This window comes from Streptomyces sp. NBC_00683 (assembly GCF_036226745.1).
Taxonomy (GTDB): domain Bacteria; phylum Actinomycetota; class Actinomycetes; order Streptomycetales; family Streptomycetaceae; genus Streptomyces.
In genome coordinates, this window is the sequence record NZ_CP109013.1 from 366,459 (window position 1) to 387,542 (window position 21,084).

Below are 21,084 nucleotides of genomic sequence, written 5' to 3' on the forward strand. Positions count from 1 at the left end.
CCACAAGACCCGGCGGCGTTCCCGCTTCGCCACGAGCCCCTGGTTCACGCGTTCGGGCCGGCACCCCCTGAGGCCGCTTCCGTTCGGTGGATATCAGCGATGCGATCGACGCCGAAGCCGCTGATCAGGAGGCGTTCCTTGCGGTTTCCGGTGAGGAGCTGGCTCCAGTCGACGAATCCGCCGTCGGCGACTTCCAGGTACTGGTCTTCAACACTGGTGTAGATCTTGAAGCACATGCCCGTGTAGTAGCCGCGTCCGGTCGTCCTTTCGGGGTCCTCGACCACACTGATTGCTGGTAGGGCGGCGAGGTCACCACGTACCCGTTCGATGACCGGCCGGCTCGCGTCCTCCAGACAGGTGAGCCGGACCTGCGTGTACTGCGCGCCGGCGGCGGCCAACGCCGCAGCCGCGAACCTCAGGTGTTCGGCCAACTGCTGGTGTTCGAAGGACCGGTTGCCCGTGTCTCGGCCGGCGGTCACCAGGCCGAAGATCTGGAAATGGGCGAGCATGCCGGGATCGCCGAAGTGCTGTGCCCGAGCGACTCTCTGACTGGCTGCCAGCCGGACCAGCGCTGGTGAACGAGGAGCGGCGGCCAGGGCCAGGGAACGTCGCAGGGATGCCTCCAGAGCCAAGGCGTTCGTCGGGTCGGCGGCGACCTCGCTGCCGCGAACCGTTGCGATCACCTTGCGCGGATCGACGGTCGCGACGGACGAATGAGCTGCCAGAGGCAGGACAGGGGCCAGCACGAGCATCTCGAACGCGTCGGGCAATGCGGACAACAACGCGTCTTCGGTGCGACGGAGTGCGGTGAAGCTGGTCGGTGCCGGTGCGACGAACCGATCGCTGCGGTAGCGCCGCATCACTTCCGCAGGCGAGAGCCGGTCCGCCCGCCGCCGGAACACCTCGAGCAGCAAGGTGGTCAGGTCACCACCGGACACACCACTGCTCAACAGGTCCAACAGCTCCGGGCCGCCGAGCCGTCCCAGTACGCGCCGCAAGGCCGGGTTGGCAGAAATGTCTCGACCGGGGTCATCACGCCTCATGAGGAGCGAGTATCGACCCCACGGATTCTGGTGTGCCAGGGGTTTTCCGGCATGCCGACACGGTCAAGCCCCTGGGTGCCGTTGCCTGGGCAGCGCGAGCTACCCAGGTCGGAGCCCGACGACGGCCCAGGTGCGGCGCCCGTCGGTACCGGTGTCCGTCCCGCATCCGGTGACCGCGGGGTGGGCGGTGATCCGGTGCAGAACATCGTCCCCACCGTCCTCGTGACCTGAGGTCAGGGTCGTGCTGTGGGAGAGGGCGAGAATGCACGCCTGCCCGTCCTGGTCGGACAGATGGACGGTGATACGGGTTCCGGGGTCGGTGGTCGCCGCGTCGACAAGGAGTGTCACGACCGCCTCCACGGCCGTCACCGTGCCCGTGGTCGGCAGGTAGCCCCACTTCTGCAGCTGGCCGACCACCGCTACCCGGGCCTTCCCCGCAGCCCACGGTGCCGACTCCAGCACCCAGTTCGCACCCCGCCGGTTCACCATGCCCACGCCGCGCCGCCCGGATCGCGCCGGCATCCGCCCCTCGGCCAGGTCCTCACTCGGACCCGCAGTCTCCGGGCGGGGCGGGGAGACCGGCCGCTTCGGCGGGGGTGGGGTCCGCGGTGGATAGTCCGGCGTGTGGTCGGTGGCCGGTGTTGTCATCTGTGGCTCCCCGAGGGTGTGGGCAGAACGTCACCGTCCTGACCTGATGGTAGATCCAGGCGGGTGACGGGGTGAGGTGTTCGGCGGGACGGGCCTTGCAGGGGTTGGCTGGGCGGGTGGCTCATGTACCCCGCGTCGGTCGGTCCCGGACCGGGACGGAAACGACCTCGGGCCGGGAGCAAGGGATCTGCCCCCTCGGGGTGACTCGGGAGTAACCTGCTGGCTTCGCCACACGAAGGGGTCTCGCGATGCCGGTCCGGATCGAACGCAAGGAGCACGTCACCACCGTCGTCCTCTCCCGGCCTGAGGTCCGCAACGCGGTGGACGGCCCGACGGCGACCGAACTCGCCGACGCATTCCGGGCGTTCGAGGAGGACGAAACAGCGCGGGTGGCGGTCCTGTGGGGCGAGGGCGGCACGTTCTGCGCGGGCGCGGACCTCAAGGCGCTCGCCACGGAGCGCGGCAACCACGTCACGGAGGACGGCGACGGGCCGATGGGTCCGACGCGGATGCGGCTGTCCAAGCCGGTGATCGCGGCGGTGGCAGGCCATGCCGTCGCCGGCGGTCTGGAGCTGGCACTCTGGTGCGATCTGCGGGTCGCCGAGGAGGACGCGGTCTTCGGCGTCTTCTGCCGTCGCTGGGGCGTACCGCTCATCGATGGCGGCACCGTACGTCTCCCCCGCCTCATCGGCACCAGCCGCGCGATGGACATGATCCTGACCGGCCGCCCGGTCACCGCCTCCGAGGCGTACGAGATGGGACTCGCGAACCGTGTCGTCCCACCGGGCCGGGCACGTGTGGAGGCCGAGGCCCTGGCCGCCTCGATCGCCGGCTTCCCGCAGGCCTGCCTCCGGGCCGACCGGAGTTCCGTCCTCGACCAGGAAGGCCTCGACGAACAGGCCGCCGTCCAGGTCGAACTCCGCCACGGGACGCGCGTGCTGGGCGAGAGCATGGAGGGCGCGGCGCGGTTCTCGGCCGGGGCGGGACGGCACGGGTCCTTCGGCGAACGCTGATGCGGCGCACGACCGACGACACCCCATGCCCGCTCGTGAATGCCGAGGACCGGCGGGCCGCACGGGTGACGGCCGGCCGGTCACCTCATGGGTTCCAGCAGCTGCGGAATTCCTCTCGGGGTTCCGCAGCTGCTGGATCAACACGCCAGCGGCCAGGTGTGACGGAACGACGACACACACCACGCCCACGACCTTCCGGACCTGGAACGGCGGCTGGTGCGCAACCTGAAGGACCGCTCAGACCGTCCTGATCGCCGGGTCGGAGACGCCCGGAGCGCCGGTCTCCACGTGACCGGCGAAGCGGCGCAGGAAGCCGGCGTCGGCGTCGGAGACGACCTTGACGTCGTACCAGCGGGCGGTGGCACGCAGGTCGACCGTGTGGGAGACGGTCGCACCGGGGTTGACCTTGAAGGTCTGAGCCGCGCCGCCGTACGCGTTGGTCACCGTGAGGTTGACCGCGGCCGAGGCGGAGTTGGTCATGCTGAGCGTCAGGTTGCCACCGGCCGCCACGTGACGGGCGGTGACCTCGGGGCCGGCCTTCTTCGCCGGGCCCTTCCAGGTGCGCACGAAGCCGTTCGGGCCCCAGACCGTGAGATCGATCTGGTTGCCGGTGGAGCTGCTGGTGCTCCAGGTGTCCGAGAGGGTCTTGCCCGCCTCGACGGTGTAGGGCCAGGGGCCGTCCGTACGGTTGCCCGAGGTGCTGTGGAAGTGGGCGCCCAGGGTGGGGCCGCCGGCGAAGGTCAGGGTGAACTTGCCGGTGGAGACGGTGGCCCGGCCATCCACGTACGGGCTGTAGCCGAGGGCGCGGGTCGGCTTGGAGCCCGCCTCCTGCTTCGGGAGGGTGCCCGTGGCCGGCGGGGTCGGGTGGTAGGACGGGTGGCGGTCCTTGTCCGGCGGCACGTACCCGGCCGTGGAGGGCAGCGCGGCGGGGGCCGCGTCCGCACGGGCGAAGTCGAAGGCCGACGTCAGGTCCCCGCATACGGCGCGGCGCCACGGCGAGATGTTGGGCTCCTGCACCCCGAAGCGCTTCTCCATGAAGCGGATCACCGAGGTGTGGTCGAAGGTCTCGGAGCAGACGTAGCCGCCCTTGCTCCACGGCGAGACGACGATCATCGGCACGCGCGGACCGAGCCCGTAGGGGCCCGCCGCGTAACCCCCGCCGCCCTTGTACAGGTCCTTCGACACGTCTGCCGTGGAGAGGCCCCAGGCGGAGGAGGCCGGAGGGTACGGCGGAACGACGTGGTCGAAGAAGCCGTCGTTCTCGTCGTAGGTGATGAACAGGGCGGTCTTGGCCCAGACTTCAGGGTTCGCCGTCAGCGCGTCCAGGACCTGCGAGATGTACCAGGCACCGAAGTTCGTCGGCCAGTTCGAGTGCTCGCTGAAGGCCTCGGGGGCGGCGATCCAGGAGACCTTCGGGAGGGTCCCGTTGACCACGTCCGCGCGCAGCCGGTCGAAGTACCCGTCGCCCGCCTTGGCGTTCGTGCCGGTGCGGGCCTTCTCGTACAGGGCGCTTCCGGGCTGCGCATTGCGGTAGTTGTTGAAGTACAGCAGCGAGTTGTCGCCGTAGTTGCCGCGGAAGGCGTCGTTGATCCAGCCCCAGGACCCGGCGGCGTTCAGGCCGTCGCCGATGTCCTGGTAGACCTTCCAGGAGACCCCTGCCGACTCCAGCCGCTCGGGATAGGTCTTCCAGCCGTAGCCGGCCTCCTGGTTTCCGAGGACCGGTCCACCGCCCGTGCCGTCGTTGCCGGTGTGGCCCGACCAGAGGTAGTAGCGGTTGGGGTCGGTGGCTCCGATGAAGGAGCAGTGGTAGGCGTCGCACACGGTGAAGGCATCGGCGAGGGCGTAGTGGAACGGGATGTCGTTCCGTGTCATGTGCGACATGGTCGTGGCGGTCTTCGCCGGTACCCACTTGTCGTACTTGCCGTTGTTGTAGGCCTGGTGGCCGCCGGCCCAGTCGTGGTCCAGCCCCTCCAGGAACTGCATCCCGAGGTCCGCCACCTGGGGGTTGAAGGGGAGGATGTCCTTCGTCCCGTTGGACTGGTGGAAGACGGACTTGCCGTTGTCCTGGAGCACGGGCCGGGGGTCCCCGAAGCCTCGTACCCCCTTCATGGCCCCGAAGTAGTGGTCGAAGGAACGGTTCTCCTGCATCAGGACGACGACGTGCTCGATGTCCTGGATCGTTCCTGTGCTGCCCTGCGCCGGAATGGCGGCGGCCCTCGCGATGCTCTCGTTCAGCATGGCGAAGGCCGCGGTGCCTCCGGCGATCTGCAGGAACCTGCGACGGTCAAGCTCTGTCATGGGTGACGACCTCTGGGTTATGGGGGGTATCGGGGGCGCCCCAAGGACAGCGGTCCCGGGGTACCGGGCGGGGGTGGGTTCGTGACACCACGGCGTACACCTGGAGAACGAAAGCCTCCCTTGCGGCACGGACCTGCCCACGCCGACGACTGGTGGGAGGGTACGGGCAAGACCTCCGCGCACAACAGGCCCCGGTAGCACGCTCTTTGCGCAGAGGTCAGTTCCCGCCACGCGTACTCGAACCGTGCGGACGGTAAGGGGAAACCGTGGCCGAGCCGCGCCGACGGTTGAGGTTTCGTGGGGTGCCTCCGCAGTCCGGCGGCAACTTGTACCGGCAGGGAACCACGGCCGCGGGCGGGCTCGTGTCCTGGTACGGGTGGAAGAGCAACCGGGCCGGGCTCGCGGGGGAATCATGCAGATCATCGAGGTGACCGGGTACGCCGTCCGATCTGCTGTGATCACCATGAGACGGAAAGGGACACCACTTGAATTCGTGATCTTCCCGATGGTGCATGTGGCTTCGCCGACGTTCTACTCCCAGGTCCGGCTCAGGCTCAGGGAATGCGACCTCATAGTCATGGAGGGAATCCGAGGGAGGTCGGTCGGAGTGAGCACACTAACGCTCGCCTACCGGTTCGCCCCACGTCGGCGGCGCAACGGTCTGCAGGAGCAGCGCGCGGAGCTGTTGCTTCCCGAGGGGGTGGAGGTCATCAACCCGGATGTGACCGCGGCGGAGGCGGTCGCGGACCTGAAGACACTGCCGCGGGGGATGTACTTGATGCTCATGGTCACGGCTCCCGTGATGGGCCTGGTGTTCGCGCTGCGCGGTCCGCGCGCCTTCCTCGATGAAGACCTGGTGGTCGAGGATCTGCCGTCGACGCTGCGGGCGGAACTGGCAGCCGACGACCCCGTGATGCACGCGATCTCGGATCGACGCGACCAGCGGTTGCTCGAAGCGCTCGGCGAGATCTACACGGAGCGCGGCGACGAGCCGATCCGGGTGGCCATCGTCTACGGAGCCGGTCACGTCCCGGCGATCGTGTCGGGACTGAGGGACCGATACGGGTACCGGCCACGTGAAGCGGAATGGGTAACCGTCCTCATCCCTGCGTAGATCAACGGGCGAAACGGTTCTGCGCGATCCGGCGGGTTCGTGATCACGGTGACTCCGAGGCGGGCGAGCGGCCGGCCGGCGTCGCGCGCGTCGCACCCGAGGCCGGCGGCGATGCGTTTCACCCCCGCCTCGGGGCACCTCATCCGCCCGCGGCGCCCTCTGCCTCCTTGACCTCCTCGGCCTCCTCGACCTCCTCGGCCTCCCAGCGCAGCAGGTCGCCCGGCTGACACTTGAGCACCTCGCAGAGCGCGGCAAGCGTCGCGAAGCGCACCGCCTTGGCGCGGCCGTTCTTGAGTACCGCCAGGTTGGCGGGAGTGATCCCGACGCGGTCCGCTAGCTCACCCACGGACATCTTCCGCCGGGCCAGCATCACGTCGATGTCGACGGCGATCGGCATCAGATCACCTCGTTCAACTCGGCCTGCATCTGCGCCGCTTCGACGTCGCGCGCGACCGCCTGGGCGAGCAGCATCCGCAGCACGAGCACGATGAGCGCGACGCCCAGGATGGCCACACCCACCCCGCCCATGATGACGGTGACGCCCGGGTCTTCCCGCTGGCCAGGCGCATTGATGGCCGTGACCGCGAACCACAGGAGGGCAGCCGCCACGATCGCGCCGATCACGCCGTCCACGTACCGGAAGGCGGTATGGGAGAACACGGTCCCGCGTCGCACCATCGCCACCAGCCGCCATACGCAGACCAGGGCGACCTGGGCCGACACCATGCCGAGGACGGTGATCAGGCGCAGCGGGGTCAGTGGGAGCGACCCGTCCTCCGGGTCGTTCCCGCTGACCAACACCCACACCATCGATGCCTGTACGAACACGGTGCCGAGGAGCACCACCGCAAGCACGGCGCGCAGCGCACGCACTGCAAGCTTTCCCATGACCCATCCTTCCATCGAATGACGATGGCAATCTATCGAATATCGATAGATGAAACAAGAGCTGGGACGGACCCACCGGGACGCCCACTCGCAGCGCCGGCGACTGAGCACTTCCCTTGACCACTGAGCTCTCATGGGTGGCCGCGAGGAACCAAGGAGTTGACGACCGACGACTGGTGTCAGTGGTGGCACGTACGGTCAGCACATGGTTGATCAGTGGGCAGGGATCCGCGAACGAGTCGGCGCATTGGGCGCTCAGCCGGCGAGCAGTGAAGTGTTCGGGTCTCTCGGACACCAGTGGACCCTGGAGGAGCCGCTCACCGAAAGCGATCTCGCCGACCTCGAAGAGCAGATAGGCGCAAGGCTGCCCGAGGAATACCGGACCTTCCTCCGCCAGGTCGCCGCGGGCGGCGCCGGCCCCACTTACGGCCTCTTCCCGGTGCGGCGCGTACAGGGCCGGTGGCGCTGGGAAGGCGACGGTGCCGATCTGGCCGACCTCGACACCATCGCCCAGCCATTCCCCGACCAGGGCCCGGCCCCCGAGGCTCTTGAGGGACTCCTTGCACAGCGCCCCGAGGAAGAGGATTTCGATGAGATCGAGGACTTCGACGACGCCTTCGAAGCGTGGGACGAGCAGTGGGCCGCCCTCATGTTCGCGCCCGAGAGAACCGTAGGCGCAATCCCGATCTCCCATCTGGGCTGCGCCCAGCGGGAGTGGCTGGTCATCAGCGGCCGCCACCGAGGGACCATCTGGTCCGACCGCCGAGCGGACGACGTCGGCCTCGTGCCGCTCCTCGACGGCGACAGCAAACCCGTGACCTTCGCCCACTGGTACATCACCTGGCTGGAGCAGGCCGAGCACATGGCACTGACGTCGCCGTCGCACACCTGAGGCCGTCGGGAAGGCCGCGCCCTGCGGGCGACGTATGCGGCTCCGAAGCATCTATCGGAAGCCCAGAGGCCCACTTCGATCACGTGACCCACGTCACATTCATCTCCTGTCAGCAATCGGGGCGCTATCTCGTTCAAGGGGCACGCGAACGAGACAGGAGCAACGTCATGAAGCACCGCATCGTCGTACTCGGCGCCGGATATGCCGGGGCCTTCGCCGCCGGGAACCTGGCCCGCCGGCTCTCCCCCGCCGACACCGAGATCACCGTCGTCAACGCCGTGCCCGACTTCGTTGAGCGGATGCGGCTCCACCAGCTCGCGATCGGCCAGGACCTCACGTCCAGCAAGCTCGCCGACGTGTTCGCGGGCACCGGGGTGCGGCTGCGCCTGGCGCGCGTCACCGGCGTCGACCCCGGGCGCAGGACCGTCGCCGTGACCGGCGAGGACGGCGACAGCGAGCTCGCGTACGACACGCTCCTCTACGCGCTGGGCAGCTCCGTGGCCCACCACGGCGTCCCCGGCGCGGCTGAGTACAGTTTCGATGTGACCGGCCGGTCGTCGGCGTTGCGTCTGCGCGAGCGCATGGCCGGGCTCGGCGAGGGCGGCACCGTGCTGGTCGTCGGTGAAGGGCTGACCGGGATCGAGACCGCAACCGAGTTCGCCGAGTCCCGGCCCGACCTCTCGGTCGCGCTGGCCGCCCGCGGCGAGCTGGGCGCGTGGCTCTCCCCCAAGGCCCGCCGCCACCTGCGCCAGGCCTTCGACCGGCTCGGCGTCACCGTCCACGAGCACACCGGCATCGAAGCCGTCGAGCCGACACGGGCGATCGCCGCCGACGGCACGTCCATCCCGGCCGACGTGACCGTCTGGTCGGCCGGGTTCGCCGTGCACCCCATCGCGGCCGCCGGCGGCCTGGAGGTCGCCGAAACCGGCCAGATCGTCGTCGACCGCACCATGCGCTCGGTCTCGCACCCGGATGTCTACGCCGCCGGTGACTGCGCCTACGCGATCGGCGAGAACGGCCGGCCGCTGCCGATGTCCTGCGCCTCGGCCGGTTTCACCAACATGCAGGCGACCGCCGCGATCATCGCGCGCCTGACAGGCAGCAAGGTCCCCACCACCGGGCTGAAGTACTACGGCAACCACATCAGCCTCGGCCGCCGGGACGCAATCTTCCAGATGGTGGACGGCGACGTCCGGTCGAAGTCCTGGTACCTGGGCGGCCGGACCGCCGCGCGGCTCAAGTCGGGCGTACTCAAGGGGGCGGGGTGGGGCATCGCCCACCCCACCTTCGGCATGCCGAAGCGCAAGCGCCGCACGGCCACCGCGCCTGACCGGGCCGGCGTGAGGGCAGCCGCATAGGCTGTTCCGCATGGACAGAGCAGCCGTCGACACGTTCGAGGCCAGCCGGGGCCGGCTGGCCTCGCTCGCGTACCGTCTGCTCGGCTCGGCCGCCGACGCCGAGGACGCCGTGCAGGACACGTTCCTGCGCTGGCAGGCCGCAGACCATGGCCGGGTCGAGGTGCCGGAAGCGTGGTTGACCAAGGTCGTCACCAACCTCTGCCTCGACCGGCTCCGCTCGGCGCAGGCGCGCCACGAGCGTGCGGCCGGTGCCTGGCTGCCCGAACCTCTCCTCGATGGCGACCCGATGCTCGGCCCTGCCGACACCTTCGAACAGCGCGAATCGGTGTCCTTGGCCGTACTGACCCTCCTGGAGCGCCTCTCGCCTGTCGAGCGGGCCGTCTACGTCCTGCGTGAGGCCTTCTCGTACAGCCACGCCGAGATCGCCGGGATCCTCGACATCACCAAGTCCGCAAGCCAGCAGCATGTCCACCGGGCGCGGATCCGGGTCGCCGCAGAGCGCCCTCGCGGCCATGAGGCCGACCCCGCGTCCGCACGCCAGGTCGTCGAGGAGTTCCTCGCCGCAGCCACATCGGGACGGACCGAACGGCTGGTGGCGCTGCTCACCGATGACGTCACAGCGGTCTCGGACGGCGCCGGCCTGAGCAAACGGCTGTTGCGGTACACGACGCGCGAGCGTGTTGCCTCCTACGTGCGGGCCGGCTTCAAGCCCACGCCGGCCAAGCGGCGGCTGGCGGGCGGCTCGCCGTCGATCCATATCGCGCTGGTCAACGGCTCCCCGGCCGTCCTGGCCGTGGTCGACGACCGGGTCGTGGGTGCCGTGTCGTTCGAAGTCAGGGACGGCAAGGTCGCGTCCCTGCGCGGCATCGCGGCCGCGGACCGGCTCGGGCGCCTGAACGAGGTCTGGCGGCAGCACGAACCCGACGCGCCGGTCATCAACGCATGGTGAGCGGCGCGACCGGACTCCAGTGACCCGGCGGCCTCCCGGAGACGCACCTTGAACGAACGAGCCCCTTCCGGCGGTCCAGATGTGCGGCAACGCCCGTTGCAACGCATGTGAGCTGTCGTGGCCGCCACCGCTGCTACCTCGAAGCCGTCCGCGTGCGCCACGGCAACACCGCCGAGGGGGCCGCTTCCTGACCCGTCCTGGAAAAAGTTGTGAGTGGCTGTCGATCCGGCCACGTCCCGTTCGACGCCTTGATGTGCGGCGCCTCGCCACACGATGACGCGACAGGACCTGACGAGGAAACATATGGATCAACTACTGAAAGTCATGAACTTCAACGTCTCGAATGACGGAATCGGCGCCGGTGAGCACCAGAGTCTCGAGCAACCGTTCGGCCTCGACCACCCCGAGAGGCTGTTTGCCTGGGCCGGCGCCACGGCGAGCTGGCCCATGCGCACGGATCACGGCGGGAGCCGTGGCCTCGACGACTACCTCACGCGAGACTTCGCACACAACATCGGCGCCGAGATCATGGGCCGCAACAAGTTCGGGCCCCAGCGCGGGGCCTGGCAGGACCATGAGTGGCGTGGCTGGTGGGGGGAGGAGCCCCCGTTCCGTACTCCGGTGTTCGTCATGACCCACCACGAGCGTCCATCGTTCACGCTCTCCGACACCACGTTCCACTTCGTCGACGGCGACCCGGCTGCGGTCCTCGAACAGGCGCGGGAAGCGGCGGAGGGCAAGGACGTCCGACTCGGCGGCGGGGTCACCACCATCCGGCAGTTCCTTGATGCCGACCTCGTCGACACCATGCATGTGGCGGTCTCGCCGATAAAGCTCGGGTCCGGACTACGACTCTGGGAGTCCCCCGATGAGCTGCTCGATCGCTTCCACCTGGAGGTCGTACCCAGCCCGAGCGGCGTGACGCACCACCTGTTCTGGCGAAGGTGATGTAGGGGCCCACTCGATTTCAGACTGCGACTGCGAGGGGGCGTCCGCCCCGGCGGATGCCCCTCTCGCTACGGGCGCGTTCCTTGCGTTGGTCGCTGGTCTGCGCGGGATGGGGCACCAACCCGGCGAACCTACGCGGTCGCAGCGGCAGTAGTGGTCTACCGGCATGCGAACCTGACGCCTCGGCAGCTCGCTCCGCTGTCCCGGGTAGCCGAGGGGGCAACTTCCCACCTCGCCGGCTCGAAGAGAGCTCAGTCGATGCAGAACTCGTTGCCTTCGATGTCCAGCATCGGGATGCACGAATCGTTGCCGTCGTACAGCGTGCGTAGGTGTACCGCGCCGAGCGGGACAAGCCGCGCGCATTCGGCCTCAAGTACGGCCAGACGCTCTTCACCGACGAGCCCGGTGCCGACCCGCACGTCGAGGTGCACCCGGTTCTTGACGACCCTGCCTTCGGGGACGCGCTGGAAGTACAGCCGCGGGCCCACACCCGAGGGATCGCTGCAGGCGAACCATGAATCCCGCTCCTCAGGCGGCTGCGAGCTGGTGAAGTCGTCCCACGTGGCAAAGCCCTCCGGGGGCGGCGGTACGACGTACCCCAACACCTCACACCAGAAACGAGCGAGACGCTCAGGTTCTGCGCAGTCAAAGGTGACTTGGAACTTCTTGATCGCCGACATCGGCGCACCGTATCAAGTGGACACTGCTTCCCGTTCCCCCGATGGATCCACGTGCTGTCCGGCCGTCCTCCTACCAACGACCAGCTCCAGAACAACTTTTGAAGGTCTCTTCACGTGATGGGTTTGGGTCTTCGGCAGTCGAGACGACTCAACCAGACGGACACGCACCCGGTGATGTCCGCGTACCTGCGGTCCGGACCACCCAGACCTCACCAGCGTCCGGTCGGAGCCTGTGCCTCAGTCGTGGTGGCTGCCCGCGCCACCGTCGGACCAGCCGCCCGAGTCCAGGTAGTGGCCCAGTCCTTGGTCGCCGGTGGTCACCTCGGAGTAGAGCTTGACGAGCTCCTTCGCGAGCTGGCCCGCAGGCAGGAAGGTCTGGGCGGCCGGAGACTCTGCGTCTCCCTCGCCGAACGGGGCGGCTGCCTGCGTGGAGGCGAGGAGGGCAGTGCCGGTCGCGGTACGGGCGGCCAGGCGACGACGTGCGGCGGCGCCCCGTACACCGGGGTACACGGCAGGGGCGATGTCCGCCACCCGGACCAGGACGGCCAGCGCGAGGTCGCGCGGGTCGGCGGGCGGCATCCCGGGGCCCGAGCGGGTCACTGCGTCGAGACGGTCCAAGACACCTCGGCGGCGGAGCACGTCGACGGAAAGGATGTCGTGCCGGGTACGTCCGGCCGCGTCGCGTCGGCGGCGGGACCTCAGCGCCTTCTGGTCCTCCAGCCGGGAGAAGTATTCGGTGATGAGGGACCGCGGCGCCAGGCGCAGCCAGTCGTGGAGGGAGGGCGGCGGGACGGTCCGGCCGAGGCCGAGCAGGACGTTGTTGAGGCGGCGGTCCTCGACGGGCGCGGGGTCGAGGATCTCGATACGGCGGGTGCCGAAGGCGATCCGGCCGGCCAGGCACAGTTCGGCCAGCTCCGCGGCACTCAGGGCGATCCGCAGCCGGTTCTCGGACCGAATCCGCGGATGCCGTCGACCGGTCCCCATCGCGAGCAGAAGCAGTTCGTCCCCCATGGTCATACGGGTCACAGTAGGCGTGGAGGTACTGCGGACGGGAGGCTTCCGCGGCTGCTTCCCCCGGGCCCGGGCGGTGGCCATCCGATGACGCCTTCCGCTCGTACATTGCGCAGGGACGCTTCCTCGAACCGGGCGCCGGTGATGTCGGTCAGCCCGAACGGAGGCATGCCGGTGTTCACGCTTCCGAACCTGGCGTCGGTCAGATCGGTGTCGCGCAGGTCAGCACCACGCAGGTCGCATCCGGCCAGGCTGACCTCGCGCAACGAGGCACCGCGCAGGTCTGCGCCGCTGAAGTCACAGAACTTGAACCAGCACCCGTCCAGCGTGGCGTGGCGCAGATCCGCCCCGGTGAACGTACAGCGGGTGAACCGCAATCGAGACGTGCGAGCCGAGGCAAGGTTCTGGCCGGTGAAGTCCTCACCTTTCAGAGCCGCATACCTGGGCAGCGCGGCAAGTCGTTGTCTCGCGGTCGGCGGCGTGGTCATGTGCGTCAGCGTGTCAGCCTGGTCCGTGGCTGTCGCCCGCATTTCCTGCGTCCGGCTGGAGCCGGTGTTGCCGCCAGGACTCGGGCCCTGCACCACAGGCGCTCCAGGGGCGGTCCCGTCGCGACTACGAAGGAACCTGCCTCTATGGTGGACCGATGGCGTCGATCAAGCAGGTTCAAATCACCTTCGACTGCGCAAGTCCTGAGCGCGTCGCTCGTTTCTGGTGCGAGGCGTTGGGGTACGTCGTACCGCCGCCCCCGGAGGGCTTTGCCACGTGGGACGATTTCACCAGCTCGCAGCCGCCTGAGGAGCGGGATTCCTGGTTCGCCTGCAGCGATCCCTCGGGTGTGGGCCCGCGGCTGTACTTCCAGCGCGTCCCCGAAGGCAAGGTCGTCAAGAACCGGGTGCACCTCGACGTGCGGGTCGGCACCGGGCTCGTCGGTGAAGAGCGTCTGGCCGTACTTGAGGCCGAATGCGCGCGACTGGTCCCGCTCGGCGCGGTACGCGTGCGACTGCTGGCTGCCGATGACGACAACGAGTCGTGCCTCGTGATGCAGGACGTAGAGGGCAACGAGTTCTGCCTCGACTGAGTAGCCGCGACTGTGTCACCTTCCGAGCCGAACGGTGCAGTTGAACGTCCGAGGGTCGCCATCCCGTGGGCGCGCCAACCCATCTGTTCAGGCCGCCGGCAATGCCCGCTCACGCACCGTCGTACCCAGGGCATCTCGTAAGAGATAACGCAGTTGGCCGATTCGGCCTTGCGCGTGGCCCGGTGTGACACCCATTGTGATGCGCACCATACTCCGGGCGCCTCGGGCCGGGCGTGCACGATCATGACCGGCATGGACACTCGTTTCCTCGGTATCCCTGATCTGGTCGAAACCCCGCCCGTGGCGGTCGTGGTCGACGTCATGCGTGCTTTCACCGTGGCTGCTTGGGCCTTTGCCCAGGGCGCCGAAAAGATCGTCCTTGCTGAGTCGCTGGACGAGGCCGTGGCTCTGAAGGCCCGCCACCCGGATTGGGTGGCGATCAAGGACGGTGCGTCCGCGCCCGGGTTCGACACCGTCAACTCACCGGGCATGCTGCGGTCCATCGACCTCGGCGGACGGACCGTTGTGCAGAAGACCACGGCAGGGACGGTCGGTGCCCTTGCGGTCAAGGAGGCGTCTCTGGTGCTGTGCGCCAGCTTCGTGGTGGCGGAGGCAACGGCTCGGCTCCTGCGGACGCGCAAGAGCGACACTGTCACGTTCGTGGTCACCGGCGAAGACGGACAAGCCGATGAAGACCTGGCGTGCGCCCAGTACATCGCTGGGAGAGCTGCCGAGGCCAGGACAGATGCTGCTGAGTTCCTCCACCGCGCTGCCGCGTCGCGCGCCGCAGTCGAGCTGACGGAGGGTGTGCGTCAGGGAGTCCATCCCGACGACGTCGCGCTCTGTCTTGAGCTCGACCGGTTCCCCTTTGCCATGGTGGCGACCCTGGAGGCCTCACTCATGGTCCTGCGCCCACACGCGATGTCTTCACAGCCCTAGATGATCAATTCCAAGGGATACCTGTGAAGGGTTGTGGGGTGGGCGGCGGCCGATGCCACCGCGAGACGGACAGGCGGCGGGCTGCCGGCCCTGGTTGTCGAGGTGGCAGCGGGCGGTCAGGCGTCAGGGTCGACTTCGGGGTGCGTGAACCGCACGGGCTTGCCCAGCGACCGGGCGTAGGCGATTTCGGCTCGGGTGCTGTCTCCGATGTAGTCTCCGACTACGAGCACCTCATCAGCGAGCCGGATCTTCGCCCGGTGCAGATCGTCGAGTCGAACCTTCAGCGCCTCGGCCTCGACAGGATCGGAACAAAGCTCGTGCGGCGACTTCATGTCACAGCCCGGTTTGACGACAATCTTTCCGGCCTTCGTCTCCCGCAGATCGGCCTCGCTCATCTCGGTCATGAAACGGGTTGAGCCGCAGACCACGACGATACGCGGGAGGCTCAACAGCTTCTTCGCGGCGGCGAGCTTCTCCTCGGGGGTGAACAGTGGCGGGTATGACACTGGTTCCTCCTGGTGGTGTGGTTCCAGTTGCTGTGGCCTGCCCGTAAAGGTGAACGGGAACGGCCTGGCGCAGCCCTGTTCAAACCGCTGCGACAGGTCATCGAATCGATCAACGAGACCTTCAAGGGTCAGCTTGACCTCGAACGGCACCGAGGGCGCACACCCGGAGGTGTCATAGCCCGCGTCATGCAACGCATCCTCGCGCTGACCGCCGCGATCTGGCACAACGACGCCACCGGACAAACCGTCCTACGCTCACTGATCGCCTACGAACACTGACCCCTTGGAATAGATCATCTAGGCAGTTTCTTACGGATCACTGCACTGGCTCCGGGCTGTCGGTGGTGGGATGGCTTCATGCCACCTGAGCATTGTGTGACCAGGAACCACATCGAGGTGTGGCATGGACGCGTTCTGCCGTCGGGGCCGGACCGGATCAGGTTCTGGACGGTGCTGCGCGGTTCGCTCCTGCCGATCCTGGTCTGGACCGGCGTCGGGTGCTTTGCGCACTTCGTCTACAACCCGGTCGTGGCGATCGTTCTCGGTGGGCTCCTCACGTTGTCGTTCATCGTGGGGTTCGGGCTCCGTCGCAGGGCAAGGCACTCGGTTCGCTGCAGCATCTACGGGGCGCTGGGCGGATTGCTCGACAAGTCCATGGCCGGGTTCTGAGGCGTTGCTGCGGAGGGCGCCTGTCGTTGTCTTGAGCGTGTTGACCGATGCCCAGTGGGCCAGGATCGAGCCCCTGTTGCCTGACCGGACCCTTCGCGGGGGAGGGAGATGGCGTGATCACCGGCAGGTGGTCGACGCGATCGCCTGGAAGTACCGGACCGGATCTCCGTGAACGGACCTGCCTGCGGAATTCGGCGGCGGATCGGTCCGTCACCGTGCGTCGCGTAGCTGAAGAAGGTACGCCGCGGTCAGCCCGACAGCAGGGTCCGCGTCCTGCGACAGCTCCTCGAGTGCCCGCGACGCTCTCGTCCCCGGGATTCCTGCCAGAGCCTGGGTCAGCCGTCCACGTGCAGACGCTTCGGCGGTGTCGTGGGCGAGGCGTTCGACGAGCCCGGTCGCGATCCGGTCCGCCGTCGCGGTGTCCTTCGCCAGCACGCTCAGCGCATCGGCTGCGTCGGTGTCGTTCCTTCCCTCCACGATCATGTCGATGAGCGTCGGAACCGCATCGGCCATGCCACGTGTCCCGAGCGCCAGAGCCGCATGTCCGCGGACCACTGCGTCGTGGTTCGCGAGGGCATCCCGCAGCCCCGCGGCGGCCTCATCGTCGGGCATCTCGGCAAGGGACTGAACGGCACGTTCCCGTACCGCGGCCACAGGTGAGCGGAGGCCCTCCGCGAGCAGTGCCGAGCCGCCGTCGCCCGATCGCGCGAGCGCCCATCGCAGGGCCCCGGCAACGATCGGGTCCGTCTCGCTCAGTGCCGCCTCGACCAGGGCATCCACCGGCACCGGAACCTCGCCGACCGAGGAAAGGGCCGCGCGCTGGCGCGCGTCGGCACTCTTGGATCCCAGTGCCTGGAGGAGCACGACAACCTGGAGTACGTCCTCCCAGCCGGCGGGGTCCGCGGCATCGATCCGGCGCAGCCGTGTGAGCAGTTCGGTCTCCGCGGCAATGCGTTCGTGTGTCTGACGGATGAGGTCGCCTACGAGCGCCGAGGGTGTGAAACCGGGATCGTCGAGCGCGCGCCCGATCTCACGCAGCGACAGACCCAGCGACCGCAGGCTTTCGATGTGGAAGATCCGCCGGATGTCCTCCCCGGAATACTCCCGATAGCCGGAGCCGGTGCGACCGGAAGGACGCACCAGACCCAGCGACTCGTAGTGCCGAAGCATGCGGGCACTGACCCCGGACCGTCGCGCCACCTCACCGATCAACACGCCCTATCGTCCCTCCTCGCCGGACCCGCCGAGAGCCACGACGCGCTTCGCCTCCTCGATCGCGGACTCGAACCCGGCGTCCGGGTCGCGCAGAATCCGTTCTGTGGCGAGCGCGTGCGCACGCGCGCGCGGGTCGGGGGCCGTCGTCGCAGCAAGCAGAGCCGGCACGGTGGCTTCACCCAGCGCGACCAGTGCCCGGCTGAGACTCAGCTGCGTCTCCCGCTCGCCGCGCCCGAGCTGGGTCGCCAACACGGTGGCCAACGCGGACTCCTCCCCTTCCGGTACGAGCACGACCGCGGCCCGCCAGGCGCTTCGCGCCACCTCGTCGTCGGCGTCGGACAGAAGCGTCCGCGTGATGACCGGCCACGCCTGCGGGTCCCCGATCTTGGACAGCGTGTGCAGTGCCTGGCTCCGTGCCTGCCCACGCTTCGAGCGGACTTCGCCGAGCAGCTCGGGCAGCGTCATGGACACCGGGTGGCGGGTGAGCGCCCAGGTCAGCATGTCGCGGACGAAGAATTCCGGCTCGATCGCGCAGCGTTCGATGAGCTTGGCGACGAAGCGCCGGTCGGGCGTCGTACCGACCGCCAGAGCAGCCCGCAGCCGCACCGACGAACGGTCGTCCTCCAGCCCCTGGAGTGCTCGTACCGCGTCCGCGTCCTGAATCGTGATCGTCATCGAGATCACCTCCTTGGCAAGGAGTGAAGACCTTGTCACCGTGTCAAGGTCAAACCCGGTCCGCCGCGAACCGCGGTCTCGCCGAGAGCTCCGGTGGGGCCTCGGCTCCCGTTCCATGGTTGGGCTCTTCTCAACGTTCCTGCTCGCCGACCGGGGGCTGTCGGGCCAGGAATTCTTCGAATGCTGCTGCCTGCTCGGGGTCCATGTATCCCTGGCGTGCATGCAAGGTCTTGTCCGCAAGCCATGCCGCCTCGTCGGCGGGCAGTTGTACAGCGATCACTGTCCCGCCCCGGGCAAAGGGGACGCGCCTGCCGTCGGCGCGCACGTACCGGGTGTACGGGCCGTACTCCTGCGGCCTGGCCAACGGCTCGACCCGAAGCCGGCCGACGTCCCACGTCGTCCCGTTCGCGTCCTCCCCTTCCTCGTCCTGCGGTAGCGATGCGGGTACGGGGTAGTCGGCGCGGGCCCAGTGCTCCAGCTCGGCCACTGCCTCCGCCGGGAACAACACGCTCACCGGCGTGTCTGCCTCTGTCAGCACAACGCGCTCACGGGTGGACTCGACGAGCGAGACGAGGCGCTCGTAGTCGATCGGGTCCGAAGCGAACCGACGCTCAACAACGATCTTCACATCATCCATGGAGCCGGACGCTACATGCTGAGTCTCTTCCCGAGGAATCCAGAAACCCAGGGTGTCGGCCGGTTCAGGAAGGCGCGCCGCCCAGTACCTCCACCTTGCCGGTGTCGAGCGAGTAGTAGGCACCGACCACGGCGAGGTCGCCCCTTCCCACGAGTGGGGCGAGGTCGTTGTTGGAGCGCAGGTCGGCAGCGGTCAACGTGACCTGGGCGCGGGCCATGGCCTCGACCGGGTCGGAGCCGCCCTCCCCGGCCGCATGTTCGTAGGCCGGCCGTAGAGCCTCGACGATCGCCTGCAGGTTGCCAGGCAGCGGCTTGCTGTCACGGATGGATGCGTACGCCGCCTTGATGGCGCCGCAGCGCTGGTGGCCGAGGACCACGATGAGTGTGGTTCCACTGGTCATGGGCCCGTACTCGACGGAACCGGTGACCACCGGGCCGATCGCCTCCCCACCCGTGCGCATCACGTAGAGGTCACCCAGCCCCGTGTCGAAGAGGAGCTCAGGCGGCACCCGGGAGTCGATGCACGAGAGGATCGCCCCGAAGGGTTCCTGCTCCTGGGCCAGGAGCTGACGCCGGTCCGGATCCCGGTCGGGGTGGTGGAGGTCTCCGCTCACCCAGCGGGCGTTGCCTTCCATCAGTCTCGCGAATGCCGCGGTGGGCGTGGTCGGGCGAGGACCGGGTGAATCTCCGGCCGCCGCCGGGGCCGCCTCCGTCGACGAGCAATCTGCGAGCGCGACGGGGGCAACCGCGAGGTCGCCGCCCAGTTGCGCTCCACGATCCGGACGTCCTGCCCTGTTCATCGGTTTCCCCTCGACGCCGCTCAGACATGGCCTGGCGCCTGGTGCCGCGCCCGAGATCCACCGGCCCGCGATGAACTCTCTCCCGAGCCGGTCCGTGGGCCGTCTGTGGCAACGTAGCCCGCCTCCGTCTGCGCCTGCTGTCAGGTCGCCCGCGCCACGCTGAACAATTGCCTCTGGTCGAGACACAGGGAGGTCAGTCCTGCCCGGCAGCCATTCTGCCGATGTGTTCCAGGAACTCCTGGATGCTTGCCGCGCAGACCTCGAAGTCGTGGAACCAGGAAGCCGTGGTCGACCTCCACACCCGCCCACTCCCAGTCACCGCGAACAACTGGCCGCCGCCATCACTGGCGAAGACGAGAGCGGGTGGCTCGTCGTCGATCTGGACGGATCCGTACTGCTGGAAGTGTTCCGCGACCGTCGAGGCCGAGTGGATGAAGTAACCGTTGCCGACGTCCGGCAGGGAGACCTCACTGATCACCCAATAGAGGGTGGTCAGGTCGGAGGGGATCGGTGTCAATTCCACCAGCGCATCCGTTGCCCTGTGGCTCTCCTCCGTTGACGGAGCGACGACGTTCTCACCTGGCGGAAACCCGTGTGTCTGAAGAAACGACGACGTCAGAGTCCTGATCGCTGCAGCAGTCCGCTCGCACCAGCCACGCACCCACTCCGAGTCGAGCCGTTCACCGGACACCAGCACTCACCCCGCGGTCCTGGTTTTGATGAGCGGCACGTCCCGCGAGAACTCCCGGAAACCGACGCCGTAGTACAGCCCCCGCGCCTGGGGATGCCCCGGCGCACCCAGGCAGGCGACCATCACGCGAGTGGCCCCCGCCTCACGTGCCAGATGCATCCCGTGCAGAAGCATCGCCCTGCCCAGCCCCAGACGCCTGTACTCCGGATGCGTCCCGACCGGTTCGAACTCAACGGTCTTGTTCGCTTCGTCGAGCCACATGATCGTCGAGGATGCCATCGTTCCGTCCGGCGCCTCCACCAGGATGTGCAGGTCGCCGCGATACGCCGCCGTCTGCCGAACGCCCTGGTAGCCCTCGGCCGTGTACGTAGAGGGAGCCCAGGCGTCGAGATGGGCCTGGACCGCGGCCTTCGGCCCGGCCTCGTCGGCGGTGCGGAAGCGGAATCCGTCCGGCAGTACCGGTAGTTCCAGGTCGGTGAGGTCGCGCTGATTGAGCTGGGTCCAGGACCCGGCGTCGCCGAGCGAGGCCGGATCGGTCTCATAGGCGTGCGCTGCCCATCTCTTCAGGGCGAACTCATCGGCGGCGCTCGGCATCACCGTGCGCTCGATGCCCGCCGCCGTCGCGTCGTACCAGTCGATGACCTCGTCGACCAGCCCGGCGTGGTCGGGATGTACCTGGTACACCAGATAGGCGCCGGTGGCGTCCTTCACCGACCCGTCGCTCCGCCTGGCCCGGTGCGGGAGCCAGGCCCAGCTCCACGCGACCAGATCCCCACCGGAGAACCACAGCCGATGCGGCCGGCTCGCGCCGTCGGCGGCGTGCCCCTTGCCCCAGTTCCAGGCCAGCTCGCCGAACGTCGCGTCGCTGTTGACGAGGTCCGGGCGGGCGACGGTGACACGCTGCGCCAGACCCTGCATGAGCTCCAGGTCCGCGGCGGTCACAAGCTCGGCATCGGGCATAGTGCGCAACTGTGTCAGGACTCCCCCAGGGCGTCGAACCGTTTTCCGGGCCGCCGATCGCGGCCGTCAACAG

24 protein-coding genes and 2 pseudogenes are annotated in these 21,084 nt (G+C 68.4%); 11 read left to right on the forward strand and 15 right to left on the reverse strand.

Features of this window, described 5'->3' with window-relative positions; genetic code table 11:
- Positions 1-44: 44 nt before the first annotated feature.
- Together OG257_RS01785 and OG257_RS01790 are read right to left on the reverse strand one after the other, a co-directional pair.
- The gene (locus tag OG257_RS01785; protein WP_329204240.1) at positions 45-1,043 is read right to left on the reverse strand and encodes a hypothetical protein; all 999 of its coding nucleotides are present in this window, start codon (positions 1,041-1,043) and stop codon (positions 45-47) included.
- Positions 1,044-1,142: 99 nt separating this feature from the next.
- A complete protein-coding gene (locus OG257_RS01790; RefSeq protein ID WP_329204241.1) occupies positions 1,143-1,691 on the reverse strand; it encodes a hypothetical protein in 549 nt (182 codons plus the stop codon).
- A 248-nt stretch (positions 1,692-1,939) separates the two neighbouring features.
- Here OG257_RS01790 and OG257_RS01795 point away from each other — a divergent pair, with 248 nt between their 5' ends.
- Positions 1,940-2,704 carry a crotonase/enoyl-CoA hydratase family protein gene (locus OG257_RS01795; protein WP_329204242.1) on the forward strand — a complete coding sequence of 255 codons (765 nt, stop codon included), beginning with the start codon at positions 1,940-1,942 and terminating at the stop codon, positions 2,702-2,704.
- A gap of 237 nt (positions 2,705-2,941) precedes the next feature.
- On the opposite strand, the gene OG257_RS01800 is transcribed toward OG257_RS01795, so the two are convergent.
- Positions 2,942-5,002, reverse strand: a complete 2,061-nt coding sequence (locus OG257_RS01800; protein ID WP_329204243.1) for a phosphocholine-specific phospholipase C — start codon at positions 5,000-5,002, stop codon at positions 2,942-2,944.
- 607 nt (positions 5,003-5,609) lie between these two features.
- Between OG257_RS01800 and OG257_RS01805 the strand changes: the two genes are divergently transcribed.
- Entirely contained in the window at positions 5,610-6,116 is a 507-nt protein-coding gene (locus OG257_RS01805) for a hypothetical protein (protein ID WP_329204244.1), read from the forward strand.
- 139 nt (positions 6,117-6,255) lie between these two features.
- Here the strand turns inward: OG257_RS01805 and OG257_RS01810 are convergent, their stop codons facing one another.
- Together OG257_RS01810 and OG257_RS01815 are read right to left on the reverse strand one after the other, a co-directional pair.
- Positions 6,256-6,513, reverse strand: coding sequence for a helix-turn-helix domain-containing protein (locus OG257_RS01810; RefSeq protein WP_329204245.1), 258 nt, complete (start codon positions 6,511-6,513; stop codon positions 6,256-6,258).
- Positions 6,513-7,004 (reverse strand): DUF2975 domain-containing protein, encoded by a 492-nt coding sequence (locus OG257_RS01815; RefSeq protein ID WP_329204246.1) that lies wholly within the window; start codon positions 7,002-7,004, stop codon positions 6,513-6,515. Before OG257_RS01815 ends, OG257_RS01810 begins: the two co-directional genes overlap by 1 nt.
- Before the next feature lie 205 nt (positions 7,005-7,209).
- Here OG257_RS01815 and OG257_RS01820 point away from each other — a divergent pair, with 205 nt between their 5' ends.
- The 4 genes from OG257_RS01820 to OG257_RS01835 all read left to right on the forward strand — a co-directional run bounded on the left by OG257_RS01820 (position 7,210) and on the right by OG257_RS01835 (position 11,151).
- Positions 7,210-7,896, forward strand: a complete 687-nt coding sequence (locus tag OG257_RS01820; RefSeq protein ID WP_329204247.1) for an SMI1/KNR4 family protein — start codon at positions 7,210-7,212, stop codon at positions 7,894-7,896.
- Positions 7,897-8,063: 167 nt separating this feature from the next.
- Positions 8,064-9,254, forward strand: a complete 1,191-nt coding sequence (locus OG257_RS01825) for an NAD(P)/FAD-dependent oxidoreductase (RefSeq protein ID WP_329204248.1) — start codon at positions 8,064-8,066, stop codon at positions 9,252-9,254.
- Between the two features lie 10 nt (positions 9,255-9,264).
- Positions 9,265-10,203: a sigma-70 family RNA polymerase sigma factor gene (locus tag OG257_RS01830; RefSeq protein WP_329204249.1), complete on the forward strand. Its 939-nt coding sequence runs from the start codon at positions 9,265-9,267 to the stop codon at positions 10,201-10,203.
- A 303-nt stretch (positions 10,204-10,506) separates the two neighbouring features.
- A complete protein-coding gene (locus tag OG257_RS01835; protein ID WP_329204250.1) occupies positions 10,507-11,151 on the forward strand; it encodes a dihydrofolate reductase family protein in 645 nt (214 codons plus the stop codon).
- Between the two features lie 251 nt (positions 11,152-11,402).
- On the opposite strand, the gene OG257_RS01840 is transcribed toward OG257_RS01835, so the two are convergent.
- From OG257_RS01840 to OG257_RS01850, 3 genes are all read right to left on the reverse strand, one after another.
- Entirely contained in the window at positions 11,403-11,831 is a 429-nt protein-coding gene (locus OG257_RS01840; protein WP_329204251.1) for a VOC family protein, read from the reverse strand.
- A 237-nt stretch (positions 11,832-12,068) separates the two neighbouring features.
- Positions 12,069-12,848 (reverse strand): GOLPH3/VPS74 family protein, encoded by a 780-nt coding sequence (locus OG257_RS01845; RefSeq protein WP_329204252.1) that lies wholly within the window; start codon positions 12,846-12,848, stop codon positions 12,069-12,071.
- 5 nt (positions 12,849-12,853) lie between these two features.
- Positions 12,854-13,330 carry a pentapeptide repeat-containing protein gene (locus OG257_RS01850; protein WP_329204253.1) on the reverse strand — a complete coding sequence of 159 codons (477 nt, stop codon included), beginning with the start codon at positions 13,328-13,330 and terminating at the stop codon, positions 12,854-12,856.
- Positions 13,331-13,485: 155 nt separating this feature from the next.
- On the opposite strand from OG257_RS01850, the gene OG257_RS01855 reads away from it, so the two are divergent.
- Together OG257_RS01855 and OG257_RS01860 are read left to right on the forward strand one after the other, a co-directional pair.
- Complete coding sequence (locus tag OG257_RS01855; RefSeq protein WP_329204254.1) at positions 13,486-13,920, forward strand: VOC family protein; 435 nt, start codon at positions 13,486-13,488, stop codon at positions 13,918-13,920.
- A gap of 252 nt (positions 13,921-14,172) precedes the next feature.
- Positions 14,173-14,859 carry a 2-phosphosulfolactate phosphatase gene (locus tag OG257_RS01860; protein ID WP_329204255.1) on the forward strand — a complete coding sequence of 229 codons (687 nt, stop codon included), beginning with the start codon at positions 14,173-14,175 and terminating at the stop codon, positions 14,857-14,859.
- 116 nt (positions 14,860-14,975) lie between these two features.
- On the opposite strand, the gene OG257_RS01865 is transcribed toward OG257_RS01860, so the two are convergent.
- A complete protein-coding gene (locus tag OG257_RS01865; RefSeq protein WP_329204256.1) occupies positions 14,976-15,365 on the reverse strand; it encodes a hypothetical protein in 390 nt (129 codons plus the stop codon).
- A gap of 24 nt (positions 15,366-15,389) precedes the next feature.
- On the opposite strand from OG257_RS01865, the pseudogene OG257_RS01870 reads away from it, so the two are divergent.
- From OG257_RS01870 to OG257_RS01880, 3 genes and pseudogenes are all read left to right on the forward strand, one after another.
- A pseudogene (locus OG257_RS01870) lies at positions 15,390-15,644 on the forward strand (IS982 family transposase); the annotation flags it as partial.
- A 78-nt stretch (positions 15,645-15,722) separates the two neighbouring features.
- Positions 15,723-16,034, forward strand: a complete 312-nt coding sequence (locus OG257_RS01875; RefSeq protein WP_329204257.1) for a hypothetical protein — start codon at positions 15,723-15,725, stop codon at positions 16,032-16,034.
- Positions 16,035-16,065: 31 nt separating this feature from the next.
- Positions 16,066-16,203: pseudogene (locus tag OG257_RS01880) on the forward strand (transposase); the annotation flags it as partial.
- Positions 16,204-16,244: 41 nt separating this feature from the next.
- Here OG257_RS01880 and OG257_RS01885 read toward each other — a convergent pair.
- From OG257_RS01885 to OG257_RS01910, 6 genes are all read right to left on the reverse strand, one after another.
- On the reverse strand, positions 16,245-17,249 hold the full coding sequence (locus OG257_RS01885) for a HEAT repeat domain-containing protein (protein WP_329204258.1): 1,005 nt from the start codon (positions 17,247-17,249) through the stop codon (positions 16,245-16,247).
- Between the two features lie 3 nt (positions 17,250-17,252).
- Entirely contained in the window at positions 17,253-17,924 is a 672-nt protein-coding gene (locus tag OG257_RS01890; RefSeq protein ID WP_329204259.1) for a HEAT repeat domain-containing protein, read from the reverse strand.
- 130 nt (positions 17,925-18,054) lie between these two features.
- Positions 18,055-18,561, reverse strand: coding sequence for a type II toxin-antitoxin system Phd/YefM family antitoxin (locus OG257_RS01895; protein WP_329204260.1), 507 nt, complete (start codon positions 18,559-18,561; stop codon positions 18,055-18,057).
- 64 nt (positions 18,562-18,625) lie between these two features.
- Complete coding sequence (locus OG257_RS01900; RefSeq protein ID WP_329204261.1) at positions 18,626-19,360, reverse strand: carbonic anhydrase; 735 nt, start codon at positions 19,358-19,360, stop codon at positions 18,626-18,628.
- Positions 19,361-19,553: 193 nt separating this feature from the next.
- The gene (locus tag OG257_RS01905; protein WP_329204262.1) at positions 19,554-19,883 is read right to left on the reverse strand and encodes a hypothetical protein; all 330 of its coding nucleotides are present in this window, start codon (positions 19,881-19,883) and stop codon (positions 19,554-19,556) included.
- A gap of 174 nt (positions 19,884-20,057) precedes the next feature.
- Entirely contained in the window at positions 20,058-21,011 is a 954-nt protein-coding gene (locus tag OG257_RS01910; RefSeq protein ID WP_329204263.1) for a GNAT family N-acetyltransferase, read from the reverse strand.
- Positions 21,012-21,084: the final 73 nt, after the last annotated feature.

What these genes read in the sequence shown, in the direction of transcription:
- OG257_RS01785 (WP_329204240.1), bottom strand. Translation starts at nt 1,043, where the DNA reads ATGAGGCGTGATGACCCCGGTCGAGACATTTCTGCCAACCCGGCCTTG.
- OG257_RS01815 (WP_329204246.1), bottom strand. Translation starts at nt 7,004, where the DNA reads ATGGGAAAGCTTGCAGTGCGTGCGCTGCGCGCCGTGCTTGCGGTGGTG.
- OG257_RS01810 (WP_329204245.1), bottom strand. Translation starts at nt 6,513, where the DNA reads ATGCCGATCGCCGTCGACATCGACGTGATGCTGGCCCGGCGGAAGATG.
- OG257_RS01820 (WP_329204247.1), top strand. Translation starts at nt 7,210, where the DNA reads ATGGTTGATCAGTGGGCAGGGATCCGCGAACGAGTCGGCGCATTGGGC.
- OG257_RS01850 (WP_329204253.1), bottom strand. Translation starts at nt 13,330, where the DNA reads ATGACCACGCCGCCGACCGCGAGACAACGACTTGCCGCGCTGCCCAGG.
- OG257_RS01835 (WP_329204250.1), top strand. Translation starts at nt 10,507, where the DNA reads ATGGATCAACTACTGAAAGTCATGAACTTCAACGTCTCGAATGACGGA.
- OG257_RS01855 (WP_329204254.1), top strand. Translation starts at nt 13,486, where the DNA reads ATGGCGTCGATCAAGCAGGTTCAAATCACCTTCGACTGCGCAAGTCCT.
- OG257_RS01875 (WP_329204257.1), top strand. Translation starts at nt 15,723, where the DNA reads ATGCCACCTGAGCATTGTGTGACCAGGAACCACATCGAGGTGTGGCAT.
- OG257_RS01795 (WP_329204242.1), top strand. Translation starts at nt 1,940, where the DNA reads ATGCCGGTCCGGATCGAACGCAAGGAGCACGTCACCACCGTCGTCCTC.
- OG257_RS01895 (WP_329204260.1), bottom strand. Translation starts at nt 18,561, where the DNA reads ATGGATGATGTGAAGATCGTTGTTGAGCGTCGGTTCGCTTCGGACCCG.
- OG257_RS01910 (WP_329204263.1), bottom strand. Translation starts at nt 21,011, where the DNA reads ATGCCCGATGCCGAGCTTGTGACCGCCGCGGACCTGGAGCTCATGCAG.
- OG257_RS01830 (WP_329204249.1), top strand. Translation starts at nt 9,265, where the DNA reads ATGGACAGAGCAGCCGTCGACACGTTCGAGGCCAGCCGGGGCCGGCTG.
- OG257_RS01825 (WP_329204248.1), top strand. Translation starts at nt 8,064, where the DNA reads ATGAAGCACCGCATCGTCGTACTCGGCGCCGGATATGCCGGGGCCTTC.
- OG257_RS01890 (WP_329204259.1), bottom strand. Translation starts at nt 17,924, where the DNA reads ATGACGATCACGATTCAGGACGCGGACGCGGTACGAGCACTCCAGGGG.
- OG257_RS01900 (WP_329204261.1), bottom strand. Translation starts at nt 19,360, where the DNA reads ATGAACAGGGCAGGACGTCCGGATCGTGGAGCGCAACTGGGCGGCGAC.
- OG257_RS01845 (WP_329204252.1), bottom strand. Translation starts at nt 12,848, where the DNA reads ATGACCATGGGGGACGAACTGCTTCTGCTCGCGATGGGGACCGGTCGA.
- OG257_RS01790 (WP_329204241.1), bottom strand. Translation starts at nt 1,691, where the DNA reads ATGACAACACCGGCCACCGACCACACGCCGGACTATCCACCGCGGACC.
- OG257_RS01800 (WP_329204243.1), bottom strand. Translation starts at nt 5,002, where the DNA reads ATGACAGAGCTTGACCGTCGCAGGTTCCTGCAGATCGCCGGAGGCACC.
- OG257_RS01860 (WP_329204255.1), top strand. Translation starts at nt 14,173, where the DNA reads ATGGACACTCGTTTCCTCGGTATCCCTGATCTGGTCGAAACCCCGCCC.
- OG257_RS01840 (WP_329204251.1), bottom strand. Translation starts at nt 11,831, where the DNA reads ATGTCGGCGATCAAGAAGTTCCAAGTCACCTTTGACTGCGCAGAACCT.